Raw genomic sequence first — 13737 nt, forward strand, 5'->3', positions numbered from 1 at the left:
TACGGGGCCTCCGGGCATTCCAAAATTTTGGAATGCCCGGCACAGGCGCCGACAGTGAGCCCCTACGGGTCCCCGTTCCCCTACGCTCCCGGGCCCTCCCTTACGGTCCCGCCTCCGCCACCATCGCGCTGATCCACAGCTCGGGCACGAGGCGGTACCCCCTGCCGTGCCGTTCCACCCGGCCCAGCCCCGGGTACTCCGTGTGCGCGCCCGCGAGCAGCGCGCCGTCCGCCGCCGCGCCGCGCAGCACCGCCTCCCGGGTGCGGGCCGCGGCCGGGGCGTCCACGTCGAAGACGACGGTGGCGTCGGGGCGCGGCGCCTGGACGGCCGGCAGGTGCAGCAGATCGCCGACGAGGAGGACGGTCCGGCCGCCGCCGGTGAGCCGGTAGCCGCAGTGGCCCGGTGTGTGGCCGGGCAGCGGGAACGCGGTGAGGCCGGGCAGGACGGGGCGTTCGCCGGTGAACGTCCGGATCCGGTCCCGGTACGGCGCCAGGGCGCGTGCCGCACCGGCGCGGGTGATCTCCGGTGCCCACGGCGGCAGCCCCTCGGCGGGCTCCGGCACCGGTGCGCCGACGCCGTCCGGCAGCCAGTACGCCAGCTCCTCGGCGGAGAGGACGACGTCGGCGTGCGGGAAGAGCGGGTCGCCGCCGGCGGTGACGAGCCCGCCGGCGTGGTCCAGGTGGAGATGGGTGAGCAGAACGGTCTCGATCTCCTCGGGCCGTACGCCGGTCCCGGCCAGCGCATGCGGCAGATGTCCCAGCGTGGGGCCCCAGCCGTGTCCCATGCCCGCGTCGATCAGCGCGGGTCCGTGTTCCGGCCCGCGGAGCAGATACATGGTGTGGGTGAGGGCGGCGCACTGCGGCCGGTGCGACGCCTTCTGGAGGCGTGCCGCCTCCCCGATGTCGAAGCGGGGCAGGACGGTCGCCAGATCGGCGGCGAAGAACCCGTCGCTGAGGGCCGTCAGGGTCGCCTCCCCCACGGGCCAGTGGACGGCGCTGGAGTAGGGGCTCGGGACAGTGGATGCCATGGTCTCTCCTGTCGTCGCCGCCAGTATGGAGAGACCGGGGCAGGGCCGACAGCCCCTCAACGGGTGCCCCGCCCCTACGGGTTACCGCCACGGGTTCACCCTTTACGGCTCTGCCCTTACGGGTGCGTCCCGTACGGGCAGAGCCTTCGGGGCCGCAGGGGAGGGGGTGCGGTCACCCCTCCGCGGGACGCGGCACGGCGGCCGGGCGTACGGGGTGCTTGCTGAGGACGGAGACCCGGTTGAAGGCGTTGATCGTGATCGCCGCCCAGATCGCGGCGGAGATCTCGGCGTCGGTGAACACCTCGCGGGCGGCCGCGTACGCCGACTCCTGTGCTGCGGCGTCCGCGGGCTGCGTCGTCGCCTCGGCCAGGGCCAGCCCCGCGCGCTCCCGCGGGGTGAACAGCTCCGTGTCGCGCCAGGCCGGCAGCGTGCCGAGGCGCTGCGGGGACTCGCCTGCGTACAGCGCCGCCCGGGTGTGTGCGTTCAGGCAGTAGGCGCAGCCGTTGATCTGGGAGACGCGCACATTGATCAGTTCCAGCAGGACGGTGTCGAGACCGGCCGCGACGGCGTCCGCGTGGGCCGCCTGAGCGGCGCGCCGGAAGGCCCGGTACGTCTCGGGGGACTGCTTGTCGATGTAGACCCGGCGGTCCGGTACCTCTGTGGTGGTCACGTCGTTCACTGCTACGCCCTCCCTGGCATGCGGCCGTGTGACCGCGTGGCGATCTTGCGAGTAGTTTAGTATTCAACCATCATGGGGGTGGGAAACCAAGGAGGGGCAGAAAATGAGCAACGGCAATCCGGCGCCGACCGCACCGCGCACGACCTCACTGCCGGGCGGGGACGCCGCGGACGGACCGCGGGTGCAGGTGCTGCCGGCGCGCCCGGTGCCCCTCGGGGGCCCGCGGGCGATGACGGTACGGCGCACCCTCCCGCAGCGCGACCGGACGCTGATCGGCGCCTGGTGCTTCGTCGACCACTACGGGCCCGACGATGTCGCCGCCACCGGCGGCATGGACGTCGCCCCGCACCCGCACACCGGGCTCCAGACCGCGAGCTGGCTGTTCAGCGGCGAGATCGAGCACCGCGACAGCCTCGGCAGCCACGCCTTCGTACGGCCGGGCGAGCTGAACCTGATGACCGCCGGGTGGGGCATCAGCCACTCCGAGGTCTCCACCCCGCAGACCACGGTGCTGCACGGCGTCCAGCTGTGGATCGCGCTGCCCGAGCAGGACCGGCACACCGCACGCGACTTCCGGCACCACGTCCCCGACCTCGTCCCGCTCCGCGGCGGCCGGGTCCGGGTCTTCCTCGGCACGCTCGCCGGGCAGACCTCGCCGGTGCCGACCTGCACCCCGCTGCTCGGCGCCGAGGTGGCCGTCGACCCGTCGGCGAGCGTCACCCTGACCGTCGACCCCGGCTTCGAGCACGGCGTCCTCGTCGACCAGGGGGACGTGCGGGTGGCGGAGACCCCGGTGCCCCGCGGGGAGCTGGGCTACCTCGCCCCCGGGACCCGCACGCTGACCCTCACCAACGCCGGGAACGTCCCCGCGCGACTCCTGCTGCTGGGCGGCCCGCCGTTCGGCGAGGAGATCGTCATGTGGTGGAACTTCATCGGCCGCGGCCACGAGGACATCGTCGCGGCGCGCGAGGAGTGGGAGCGCGGCGCCGCCCGCTTCGGCACCGTCCACGGCTACCCCGGGGAGCGCCTGCCGGCCCCCGCGCTGCCGCACTCCTCCCTCAAGCCGCGCGGCAACCCGGCACCGCGCCGAGCCGCACCCTCGCGCTGAACCGCACCACCGCGCCGACCGCACCACCGTCCGAAGAGACCACCGCCCGGGGCACCACCGGCCCAAGGCGTCACCGCAAGGCAAGGAGACAGCGCCATGGCATCCTCCGCCACCCCCGTCGTGGAACACCGCGGCACCGAGAACCGCTACGTCATCACCGTGGACGGTGAGCCGGCCGGCTTCACCTCCTACCGGGACCGGGGCGCGCAGCGGGTCTTCTTCCACACGGAGATCGACGACCGCTTCGCCGGCCGGGGCCTGGCATCGACGCTGGTCACCGAGGCGCTGGCAGAGGTGCGCGCCGACGGGAGGCGGGTCGTTCCCGTCTGCCCGTACTGGGCCGCGTACATCGGCAAGCACCCGGAGGCCGCCGACGTCACCGACCCGGTGGACCCGGCCGTCCGCCGCTGGCTGCGGGAGCAGCTCGGCTGAGGGGCGCGCCCGAACCCCCGACGGCGCCGTGGAGGAGGCCATCCCCGCCTGTCTGCGATGGGCCCGGAGGAGAAGTTCCGGGACGCGGACCTCGTCGAACACCGTTCCGGTCAGGACCTGAAGCCGTTCTTCGCCGCCTGGTACCCGGCGGAGCCGGCTACCCCGGCGACGAGTTCGTCCGGCCCGACGGGGCCAAGGGCTGACGGGCCACGGTTTGCGGCCACCCGCCCGTGGCCGGGCGAGCAGCTGCCCTCCGAGCGGGTGCGCCCGATCCCTGAGAGGCTGGGGGAGGAAAGGGGGACACCGATGACCGCCGATGCCGCGCACGCCAAGACGGACCCCGAGCCGGTCCGGGATCCGGTCGCCGACCATCTGCTCACCCCGGACAACTGCGCCGTCGTCCTCATCGACTACCAGGAGGGCCAGTACGCCACCATCGGCTCGACGAGCCGCGAGGAGATCGATCTCGGCGCCGTCACCCTGGCCAAGCTGGCCCGCGCCTACGAGATCCCGACCGTGCTGAGCACCGTCGCCGTCGGGATGGGCGTCAACAAATCCACGGTTCCCGAGCTGACCGCGGAGCTGCCCGGCGTCCCGGAGATCGACCGCACCGGGGTCAACTCCTGGGAGGACGCCGACTTCCGCGCCGCCATCCGGGCGACCGGCCGCCGGAAGATCGTCATGGCCGGGCTGTGGACCGAGGTCTGCCTCGCCTTCCCCGCCCTGGACATGCTCCGCGAGGGCTTCGAGATCTACCCGGTGATCGACGCGGTCGGCGGAGTCTCCCCGGTCACCCACGCCACCGCGATCGAACGGATGACACAGGCCGGTGCCCGGCCGATCACCTCGCTCGCCTTCGGCTGCGAGCTGATGCGCAACTGGGCCCGCCCCGAGGCCGACCTCTTCCGCACGGTCATCAACGACTACTTCCGCCGCAAGCAGGCCCTCGGCGAGCAGACCGGCACCCTCTTCCGCTGAGCCCGCCCCCGCACTTCCCGCGGAACGGGCCCGGCCCGTAGGGGACGAGCCCCCTACGGGCCGGGTTCGGTCCTACGCCCCGTACGGGATATGTCCCCTACGGGATACGTCCCCGGGGGACGTCAGCGCCCCAGGCTCCCGCTCCAGTACGCGTCGTCCAGCGTCATCGCGTCCGGGCTGAACTCGACCTCCGCCTTCCCGGCGGCCTTCGGCGGCAGCGAGAACGCGTACTTGCCGACCATCGTCCGCCCCGGCAGGACGTAGCCGTCGATGACCTTCTGCCGCCCGCTGCCGTCGATCACCAGCTCCGCCGTCGCGCCGTCCGCGTCGCTGACGTCCGGCAGCCCGGTCTCGACCCGCACCCGCTTGTCGCCCGTGTTGACCACGGTGACGGTGACCTCGATGGCCTTGTTGCCCTCGGCGTGCCCGTTGGCGAACTCGTCCGGCGTGAACGGCACCGGCTTGCCGACCGTGACCTTCAGCCCGTCGGGGAAGGTGTACGCCTCCCCGAACGCCAGGTGGCGGGCCTTCTCCGCCGCCGCCTCGGCCTTCTCCCGCTCCCTTTTTGACGCCTTGTCGGCGCTCTCGATCTCCTGGACCTCGGCCCGCGCGCGGTCGACCGCCTTGTCCACGACCACCACCGTGAAGACCAGGCTCGCCGCGGCGATCAGCAGCCCGACGATGCCCAGGAACACACCGGCCAGCGCCATCCCCCGGTTCGTCGCCACGCCCTTGCGCGCCTGCGAGACGCCGATGCCGCCGAATATCAGAGCCAGCAGCGCGGGCAGCCACGCCAGCCAGAACAGCACGACGAAGAGGGCGAGCACGACACCGGTGACGCCGAGCACCAGCGCGCTGATGCCCATGCCGTTACGGGGCTGCGGCGCGCCCCACGGCGCTGCCACCGGATACGGCACCTGCCCGGCGGGCTCCGCCCCGGCGGCAAGCTCCGCCCCGGGCGGCGGCGGGGCCCAGGGGTCGCGCCCGGCCCCCTCGGGTCCCCCGTCGGGGACCTCACCGGGTCTGCCGTCGGGCTGCTGGTCTCCGGGCGGAGCGGGCACACTCATGCGAAGTCCTCGTATCGATCAGAAAGGGGCGAACTTTCGGCAACAGCAGTGGATTTTACGTGTTCATTGCTTATTTTTCGGACGCTCGCCGGGTCCGTTCCTGGCACACCGTCATGTGCGCCGCGGCGGTCACGCGCGGCGCGTTGCCCGAGGACCGACGAGGGACGCCCCGGTCACCAGGAGGCCGGGTCCTTCGCCGTCGTGGCGAGGACCGTGCCGTCCGGGGACGCCCCGTAGACCCGGTCGCCGTGCGGCGCGGGCGCGGGCACGGTCTCCAGGAATCCGTGGTGACGGGTGGCCTTGAGGCGCGGCGGGGTCTGGCCGGTCAGGTCGCCGTTACGGGCGTCGAGGGCGAGGAGACGGCCGTCGGCGGAGGAGAAGTACAGCCGGTCGTCGGCCGTGACGACGGGCGTGGAGCCACGCGCCACGGAGGTCTCGACGTCCCACGTCCGCGCCCCGACGGCCTGGAGCGCACCGCCCTCGGCCAGCAGATACGCCGTCTCGCCGCGCACCGTCGCGAGGACACCGTCCAGCGGGGCGGCGAGCGGCAACCGGCGGCTGCGCCGGGCGTGCGGGTCGTAGCGGACGACGGCGGTGGTGCGGGAGACGAACCGCGGCTCGCCGGCGGTGAGATAGAGCGCCCCGGAGGCGCCCGCTCCGGCGACCGTCAGCATGCCGGGCAGCCGCGCGTGCCAGCGGACCTCGCCGGACGCCGGGTCGATCGCGGTGACCTGCGTGGTGGTGCCGTCGGCGCTGTTCTCGGCGGCGTACGCGGTACGGGTGTCGGCCCCGTACGCCCGGAACGAGGGCAGCGTGTGCCCCGGGAACGCGCGGTGCCAGCGGGTGCGGTGGGTGGCGCTGTCGAGGGCGGTGACGGTGCCGTCGGCGGCGGTCAGCAGAACGGTGTTCCCGGCGAGGGCGGCGCCGCCCTGGTAGGCGGTGAGGTCGGTGGACCAACGGGTGCGGCCCCGGCCGCCGGCGGACGGGTCGAGGGCGCTCAGCTCGGTGCGGTCGGCGGAGGTGACGTAGAGCAGGCCGCCGGAGAGCTGCGGCGCGGGCGGCGCGGTGTCCGTCCTCCCCGGCGGCGGCGCGGCGCGGCGCCACACGACCTTGCCGGTCGCCGGGTCGATCCGCGCGGCGGTCACCCCGCGCTGCGCACAGAACACGGCCCCGCCGCTCCCCGCCGTACAGGCCGGCATCTCGGCCTCGTACCCGGCGGGACGCGGCAGCAACGTGGTGCGCCAGGGGTGGAACGCGGTGGTGGGGGAGGGCGCGGGACGGTGCGGCGCCGCGCCGCCGGACGCGGCGTGGGCGATGACGAAACCGCCGGTCAGTGTGGTGGCGAGGGCGGCGGCGGCCCAGGTGAGCAGCCGACGGCGAGGACGCCGGGCCTTCCCGGAGGCGTCGCCCGGGGAGCGGGCCGGGGCACCGGCACCCGCTGCCGTTCCGGTGCGGACCGCGGCCTCCGGCCCGGCGGCGGACTCCGTCCCGGCCTGAACCGCGGCCTCCGGCCCGGCGCCCGCTTCCCCCTCCGTCACGTCCCGCAGCGCATCCCGTACGTGCGTCACCTCCGCGGACGGCGCATCCGCGGCCGGCCACCCCGGAACGGGTGCCTGTCCCGGCGCCCCCCGCTTCCCCGGAACGAGTGAACGGTCCGGCGGCCCCGCCTGCCCCGGAACGCGCGGCGCGACCGCGAACCCCACCGGGGTGTCGGACGGGCCGCCCTCGGCCAGCCGCTCCCACAGGTCGAGATGGACCTCGGTCGGCAGGTCCGTCCGCAGCCGGTCCATCAGGGCGCGCGGTGTCGGCCGGTCCGCCGGATCCTTCGCCAGACAGGCGGCGATCAGCGGCGTCAACTCCTCCGGCACCCCGTCCAGATCGGCCTCGTCGTGCACCACCTGGTACGCGACCAGGTACGGGCTGTCCGAGTCGAACGGCCCCCGGCCCGTCGCGGCATGCACCAGCACCGACCCCAGCGCGAAGACATCCGCCTGCGGGCCCACCTCGCGCGGACGCTGGAACTGCTCGGGCGCCATGAACGGCGGCGTCCCGATGAGTTTTCCGGTCTCGGTGCGCATCTCGCTGTCGGCCGGCCGCGAGATCCCGAAGTCGATGACCTTCGGGCCGTCCGCCGCCAACAGGACGTTGCTCGGCTTCAGATCGCGGTGCACCACCCCGGCGCGGTGGATGTCACGCAGTGCCTCGGCGAGGCCGCAGGCCAGCGCCCGCACCTCACAGGGCGGCAGCGGCCCGTTCCGCTTCACCTGCTCGGCGAGGGTCGGCCCGGAGATGTGCAGCGTCGCCATCCACGGCCGGTCGGCGTCCGGGTCCGCGTCCACGACCGGCGCGGTGAACGCCCCGCTGACCCGCCGGGCGGCCGCCACCTCCTGCCGGAACCGCCCCCGGAACTCCGGATCCTGCGCGAACTCCGCATGGATGACCTTGACCGCGAGCGGCAGCCCCGACGACGAACGGGCGAGGTGCACCTCGCCCATCCCGCCCGCGCCCAGCCGTGCTTCCAGCCGGTACTGCCCCGCATATCCCGGATGTTCCGCTTCCGGCTCCACGCCGGTATCCCGCAGCGGCGACATCGTCCACCCCCGTGTCCTTCGCCGTGCCGAACCCCGCGTCCACAGGGCGCAGGGGTACGCGCGGAGCCTAGTCGATGGCGCGTACGAGGCGTACGAGGCTTGCTAGCGTGCCCGGTGCACAGGCGCCTCCCGCCCGGGTACGGCGCACCACCGCGCGCGACCGCGCGCACTCCACGGGGGAGTACACCATGAGCGACATCCAGGGTCTTTCGGGTGCCACGGCGGGCGACATCGAGCCCCTCGCCGCCACGTCCTACCCGCTGGTCCCCGGCTACCGCGTCAACGTCCGCCAGGGCCCCAGCACCACCACCCCGGTCGTCCGGCAGCTCCCGGCCGGCTCGTACGTCCAGATCCGCTGCCAGCGCTACGGCCAGCGCGTCTCCGGCCCGACGGGCGTCTCCGAGATCTGGGACGCGATCGGGGGCGGCGGCTATGTCTCCGACAGCTACGTACGGACGGGCAGCAGCGGCTTCGTGGCGCCGCGCTGCACGTCGTGATCCCCGGCCGCTGCGCCCGCCGCCCGTACGGGAGGTGAGCCGACGGCCCGTACGGGGCGCGTGCCCGGTGGCTCAGGGGCGTTCCGGGCGCGGTCCGTCAGGGGGCCCGCGGTTCCGCGCTGCCCCCGGCGGGCGGCGATAATCGAGGTATGAGCGACGAGCGGACGACCCCCGGCGGCCCGGAACGCGGCCCCGGATCCGGCCCGGCCGGCGGCGGGCCCGAGCCGGAGCCGATCCGCTTCTTCGGCACCTGCTGGCTCCACCACGACCGCGGCTACGCCCTGCGCCGCGCCGCCGTCGCCCTCGGCTCGCTGCTGGCCACCCTGGCCGGTGCGGTCGTGCTGCGGTTCGCGTTCCAGGGCCTGGCGATCGGTGAGGTGGGCCCGCTGGTGACCGTGCTGGTCATCGCGGGTTTCGCGGTCTGCAGCGCGCTGGCGTTCCGGCGCACCTGGGACGGGTTCGTCCGCCGCCCCGACCCGTCCTCGGCGAGCGCCGCCGACCGCTCCGCACAGAGCCTCCTGCTGATCGGCTTCCTCGGCTCGCTGCTCGCCTACTTCTGCCGCAGCCTGATCGAGGCCCCCGGCGAGAAGCTGCACCGCGCCGAGTACGCCGCCGCCCGCTCCCGCCACGAACGCCGCCGCACGGCCCGCACGGGCAACCCGGCGGCGAAGCGCCCGAAGAACGGACAGCACACGAAGCCCCCCAAGGGGAAGCGGACCTGACACGGACCTGACGCGCCGCGGAGGTGACGCCGGGCGTCCGCCCGGGACGCGGCCGGTACGCATGACCCGTAGGGGCCTCCCGTAGGCGTACGGGGGACGAGGCGAGGGCGGGAGCCCTGCCCGCCCGCAGGGGAGGAGACCGGCCCGGCCCCCGCACCCGTAAGGGACAGGCGCGGCCCCGCCCCGACCCGTACGGGCCCCGCACTCGCCCGTCCGGCGCGCCGACGGCTGAACGGGGAGCGGGCCGGCCCCCGGGCTCCCCTCGGCGCGCACCCGCCTCACCTGGGGTGCGCACCCCTCCGGGACCGCTCAGTACTCCCAGTCCGGCCGCCCCTCCCCGTACAGCCAGTCGTCGAACAGATCCGTCAGATCCACCTCCGTCCGCTCCTGACAGAAGTCGATGAACTCCTCGGAATCCGCGTTCCCGTGCCGGTGCGCGGCCGGCCACTCCTTCAGAATCCGGAAGAACGCCCGCTCACCGACCGCGTTCCGCAGCTGCTGGAGCACCATCGCGCCCCGGTCGTAGACCGGCGTCCCCGTCACGTTCTCCGCCGACCCCGGATCCCCCGGCGGGAACTCCCACAGCTCCTCGTACGAAACGCCGTCCGCCTCGTCCTCGTCGTCGTCCTCCAGCGCATACAGCGCATCGAACCGCTCCTGGGGCGTGCGCCCGCCCTCGTGCGCCTCCCACAACCACTCCGCGTACTGCGCGAACCCCTCGTTCAGCCAGGCGTCCTCCCAGGTCCGCGGCGTCACCGAGTCCCCGAACCACTGATGTGCCGTCTCGTGCACCACCGTCGAGGTATCGGGTGCGCCCGCATACACCGGCTTCGTCTGCGTCTCCAGCGCCACCCAGTCGATCCGCTCCGGCGTGTGATCGACGATCGCCCCCGCCGACGCGAACGGGTACGGCCCGAACAGCTTCCGTGACCAGGCCAGCACCTCCGGCAACCGGTCCAGCGCCTTCCGGCTGCCCGCCGCCTCCTTCGGGTCCACCGCGACGTACAGCGGCAACCCGTCCGCCGTCCGCGACTGATGCACATCGAACCGCCCGATCGTCGCCGTCGCCAGATACGTCGCCATCGGCTCCCCGGAGTGCCACGCGAACGTCGTCCGGCCCCCGGAGGTGACACTCGACCGCAGCTCCCCGCCCGCGACCGCCGTGTACCCGCGCGGCACGGTGATCCGGATGTCGTACGCCGCCTTGTCGGACGGGTGGTTGTTCCCCGGGAACCACGTCATCGACCCGGCCGGCTCCCCCGAGACGAACGCCCCGTCCGCCGTCTTCACCCACCCCTCCGACGCCCCGTCCGCATCCGTCATCTCCTGCGGCACCCCGTCGTACGCCACCGTCGTCCGGAACGTGCTGCCCTTCCGCAGCCCCTCCGCCGGACGCACCGTCAGCTTGTGCCCCTTACGGGAGAACCCGGCCGGGGCCCCGTCGACCCTTACGGAGGTGACCCGCAGCCCCTGAAGATCGAGCCGGAACGCGCGAAGGTCCTGCGTCGCCTTCGCCGTGATCCGCGCCGTCGCGTCGAGCCGCTTGTCCGCCACGTCGTACGCCAGATCCAGCCCGTAGTGCCGCACGTCGTACCCGCCGTTCCCGAGCGAGGGAAACAGCGGATCACCCACCCCACCGGCCCCCACCGACCCCTTGGCCACCGCCCCCTGCGTACAGGACGACACCAGCAGAACGGCGGCGAGCGCGGCGCACGGAACGCCGACCGCACGACGGGAACGAAGGGACCGGCGCTTCACAGCACTCCAGACGTAGAACCGAATACGGTCCGGCACCCGGAAACCGCAACAGCCGTTCCGCCGGGCCCGGACCCGTGATCACGAACCCTCGACCTTACGGATTTTTCGGATACGGGACGGGAGAGATCCGGTGCGGGGCGCGAAACGGGGCGCCGAAGGGGGCGTCGAAGGGGACAGCTGCGGGCGGCCCGAAAGACCTCCTGACTCCGAACGGCCTGCGGGAGCCGCGGACCCGTAGGACCCGTAGGGGGTAGGGCCGGTACGACTGCGACGGCCCCGGCACCCCGAGGAGCCCGTAAGGGCCAGCGCCACGTAAGGGCAGGGGAGAGGCCGCGCTCCTCGCCCCACCGTCCGCACCCCGGAACGCCCCCGCCCCCTCCCCTCCTCAAGTGCGAGGATGGCCGCGCAATCAGGCAATCCCAGGACGTGCCACCACCGCCCGCCCGGCCCCGGGCCCCGATGGGGAACCGACGGCACAACGACGGGAAACCGGCAGCACGCCCTGGCACCACCACCGGCGAGGTGAAGCGCAACATGGCTCAGAAGGTCGCCGTACTCGGCACCGGAAAAATCGGCGAAGCCCTGCTCAGCGGCATGATCCGCGGCGGCTGGGCGCCCGCCGACCTGCTGGTCACCGCCCGCCGCCCCGAGCGCGCCGCCCAACTCCGCGAGCGCTACGGCGTCGAGGCGGTCACCAACGCCGAGGCCGCCACGGCCGCCGACACCCTGATCCTCACAGTCAAGCCGCAGGACATGGGCGCCCTCCTGACCGAACTCGCCCCGCACGTCCCCGCCGACCGCCTCGTCATCAGCGGCGCCGCCGGCGTCCCCACCGCCTTCTTCGAGGAGCGGCTGGCCGCGGGCACCCCGGTCGTCCGGGTCATGACCAACACCCCCGCCCTCGTCGACGAGGCCATGTCCGTCATCTCCGCGGGCACCCACGCCACCGGCGACCACCTCCGCCGCGCCGAGGAGATCTTCGCGGGCGTCGGCAAGACCCTGCGCGTCCCGGAGTCCCAGCAGGACGCCGCGACCGCCCTCTCCGGCTCCGGCCCGGCCTACTTCTACTTCCTCGTCGAGGCCATGACCGACGCCGGCATCCTCCTCGGCCTGCCCCGCGACAAGGCGCACGACCTCATCGTCCAGGCCGCGATCGGCGCCGCCGTCATGCTCCGCGACAGCGGCGAACACCCCGTCAAACTCCGCGAGAACGTCACCTCGCCCGCCGGCACCACCATCAACGCCATCCGTGAACTGGAGAACCACGGCGTCCGCGCCGCCCTCCTCGCCGCCCTCGAAGCCGCCCGCGACCGCAGCCGCGAACTTGCCTCGGGCAACGGCTGACCCTCACCGCCACGAAGGATTCCCCTACGGGCCGCCCGTGCCCCGTAGGGGAAACCCGCCCACGGCCTCACCCCGGCCCCGTAGGGGAACCCCTGCCCGTAGGGGAAGCGCCCTACGGGCAGGAGCCGCGCCACCCGCAGCAGCAGCGGACGGACAGCCCGCCCTCACTCCGGCGGCAGCAACCCCACCGCCCGGTACGCCGCATCGACCCGCGGCCGCGCCATCGCCCGCGCCCGCCCGGCCCCGTCCCGCAGCACACCGTCGACGTACCCCGGATCCGCGGCCAGCTCCGCATGCCGCTCCCGCACCGGCCGCAACAGCTCCACCACCGCCTCCGCCACGTCCTTCTTCAACGCCCCGTAGGAGTCGTACGACCCGGCCAACACCTCGGGCCGCTCCCCTGTGCACGCCGCCAGAATCTCCAGCAGATTCGCCACCCCGGGCCGCTCCACCGGGTCGTACGCGACGTCCGGACACGTATCCGTCACCGCCCGGCCCACCTTCTTGCGTACCGTCTCCGCCTCGTCCAGCAGATAGACGATCCCAGCCGTCCGCGCATGCGACTTCCCCATCTTGGCCGTGGGCTCCTGGAGGTCCTTCACCCGCGCGGCCACCGGCGGCCGCGTCGCCCGGGGCACCACGAACACCGGCCCGTACCGCTGGTTGAACCGCACCGCCAGATCCCGCGTCAGCTCCACGTGCTGCGCCTGGTCCTCACCCACCGGAACCTCATCCGTCCCGTACGCCAGGATGTCCGCCGCCATCAACGCCGGATACGTCAGCAACGACAGCCGCACCTCCGCGCCGCCCTGTGCCTTCTTCTCCTTGTACTGGATCATCCGCCGCATCTCCCCGTCCGATGCGGTGCACTCCATCAGGTACGAAAGCCGCGCGTGCTCATCCACCTGGCTCTGCACGAACACCGTGCACCGCGCCGGATCCAACCCCGTGGCCAGCAACAACGTCGCCGCCTGCCGGGTCAGCCGCCGCACCCGCGCCGGATCGTGCGCCACGGTCAGCGCATGCAGATCCACCACGCAGAACAGCGCGTCCGCCCGGAGCTGATCGACCTCGGCCCACCGCCGCAGTGCCCCGAGATAGTTCCCCAGCGTCAGATGCCCCGTCGGCTTCACACCACTGAAGATCCGCGTCCTCGCCATGTCGTCCTCTCCTGCCGTCCGGTACGCGGACGCCGTTCGGCGCCGCGCGGAGCGCCGGGCCCGACGGCCGGCTGCGGGAGGAAGAAACGCGAACGGCCGCCGAGGCGGCGGCCGTGGTCGTGCATGCGCTGTGGTCGGCCGCCGTCAGGCGGGCCACCACTGCTGTACGTGCGCATGCTGGGTCATGGCAGCCAAGCTACCCCGCAAATCCGGGGCCCGCCCCAGGTTTGAAGCACTCAGGGGCCTCGTGTACTGTTCCCCGAGTTGCCACACAGCTGTAACGGTTCTGTGGCAGCCATCCGCCGCATCGCGGCACACCACTACTGCACGACTCCTCACCGGGACGAATTTCGGCATGCCCGAATTTCACACCG

12 protein-coding genes are annotated in these 13737 nt (G+C 73.5%); 6 read left to right on the forward strand and 6 right to left on the reverse strand.

Annotation, left to right across the window (positions count from 1 at the left end; all coding sequences use genetic code 11):
- Positions 1-100: 100 nt before the first annotated feature.
- Together ACF1BH_RS29520 and ACF1BH_RS29525 are read right to left on the reverse strand one after the other, a co-directional pair.
- Positions 101-1027 carry an MBL fold metallo-hydrolase gene (locus tag ACF1BH_RS29520; RefSeq protein ID WP_391647454.1) on the reverse strand — a complete coding sequence of 309 codons (927 nt, stop codon included), beginning with the start codon at positions 1025-1027 and terminating at the stop codon, positions 101-103.
- 172 nt (positions 1028-1199) lie between these two features.
- Complete coding sequence (locus ACF1BH_RS29525) at positions 1200-1697, reverse strand: carboxymuconolactone decarboxylase family protein (RefSeq protein ID WP_391647455.1); 498 nt, start codon at positions 1695-1697, stop codon at positions 1200-1202.
- A 112-nt stretch (positions 1698-1809) separates the two neighbouring features.
- Between ACF1BH_RS29525 and ACF1BH_RS29530 the strand changes: the two genes are divergently transcribed.
- The 3 genes from ACF1BH_RS29530 (at position 1810) to ACF1BH_RS29540 (ending at position 4224) form a co-directional block, all read left to right on the forward strand.
- The gene (locus ACF1BH_RS29530) at positions 1810-2814 is read left to right on the forward strand and encodes a pirin family protein (RefSeq protein WP_391647456.1); all 1005 of its coding nucleotides are present in this window, start codon (positions 1810-1812) and stop codon (positions 2812-2814) included.
- A gap of 96 nt (positions 2815-2910) precedes the next feature.
- Positions 2911-3246, forward strand: a complete 336-nt coding sequence (locus ACF1BH_RS29535) for a GNAT family N-acetyltransferase (RefSeq protein WP_391647457.1) — start codon at positions 2911-2913, stop codon at positions 3244-3246.
- A 306-nt stretch (positions 3247-3552) separates the two neighbouring features.
- Positions 3553-4224, forward strand: coding sequence for a hydrolase (locus ACF1BH_RS29540; protein WP_391647458.1), 672 nt, complete (start codon positions 3553-3555; stop codon positions 4222-4224).
- A gap of 122 nt (positions 4225-4346) precedes the next feature.
- On the opposite strand, the gene ACF1BH_RS29545 is transcribed toward ACF1BH_RS29540, so the two are convergent.
- A complete protein-coding gene (locus ACF1BH_RS29545) occupies positions 4347-5291 on the reverse strand; it encodes a DUF4352 domain-containing protein (protein WP_391647459.1) in 945 nt (314 codons plus the stop codon).
- 173 nt (positions 5292-5464) lie between these two features.
- Positions 5465-7882, reverse strand: a complete 2418-nt coding sequence (locus ACF1BH_RS29550; protein WP_391647460.1) for a PQQ-binding-like beta-propeller repeat protein — start codon at positions 7880-7882, stop codon at positions 5465-5467.
- 188 nt (positions 7883-8070) lie between these two features.
- On the opposite strand from ACF1BH_RS29550, the gene ACF1BH_RS29555 reads away from it, so the two are divergent.
- Complete coding sequence (locus ACF1BH_RS29555) at positions 8071-8379, forward strand: SH3 domain-containing protein (RefSeq protein WP_391647461.1); 309 nt, start codon at positions 8071-8073, stop codon at positions 8377-8379.
- A gap of 149 nt (positions 8380-8528) precedes the next feature.
- Positions 8529-9101 carry a hypothetical protein gene (locus ACF1BH_RS29560; RefSeq protein WP_391647462.1) on the forward strand — a complete coding sequence of 191 codons (573 nt, stop codon included), beginning with the start codon at positions 8529-8531 and terminating at the stop codon, positions 9099-9101.
- Between the two features lie 309 nt (positions 9102-9410).
- Here the strand turns inward: ACF1BH_RS29560 and ACF1BH_RS29565 are convergent, their stop codons facing one another.
- On the reverse strand, positions 9411-10859 hold the full coding sequence (locus ACF1BH_RS29565) for a M1 family metallopeptidase (RefSeq protein ID WP_391647463.1): 1449 nt from the start codon (positions 10857-10859) through the stop codon (positions 9411-9413).
- Between the two features lie 534 nt (positions 10860-11393).
- Here ACF1BH_RS29565 and proC point away from each other — a divergent pair.
- Positions 11394-12203, forward strand: a complete 810-nt coding sequence (proC, locus tag ACF1BH_RS29570) for a pyrroline-5-carboxylate reductase (RefSeq protein WP_391647464.1) — start codon at positions 11394-11396, stop codon at positions 12201-12203.
- 164 nt (positions 12204-12367) lie between these two features.
- Here proC and trpS read toward each other — a convergent pair whose 3' ends face one another.
- Positions 12368-13363, reverse strand: a complete 996-nt coding sequence (gene trpS / locus ACF1BH_RS29575) for a tryptophan--tRNA ligase (protein ID WP_391647466.1) — start codon at positions 13361-13363, stop codon at positions 12368-12370.
- Positions 13364-13737: the final 374 nt, after the last annotated feature.

It is taken from the genome of Streptomyces sp. NPDC014733 (assembly GCF_043083385.1).
In the GTDB taxonomy this organism is placed as follows: domain Bacteria; phylum Actinomycetota; class Actinomycetes; order Streptomycetales; family Streptomycetaceae; genus Streptomyces.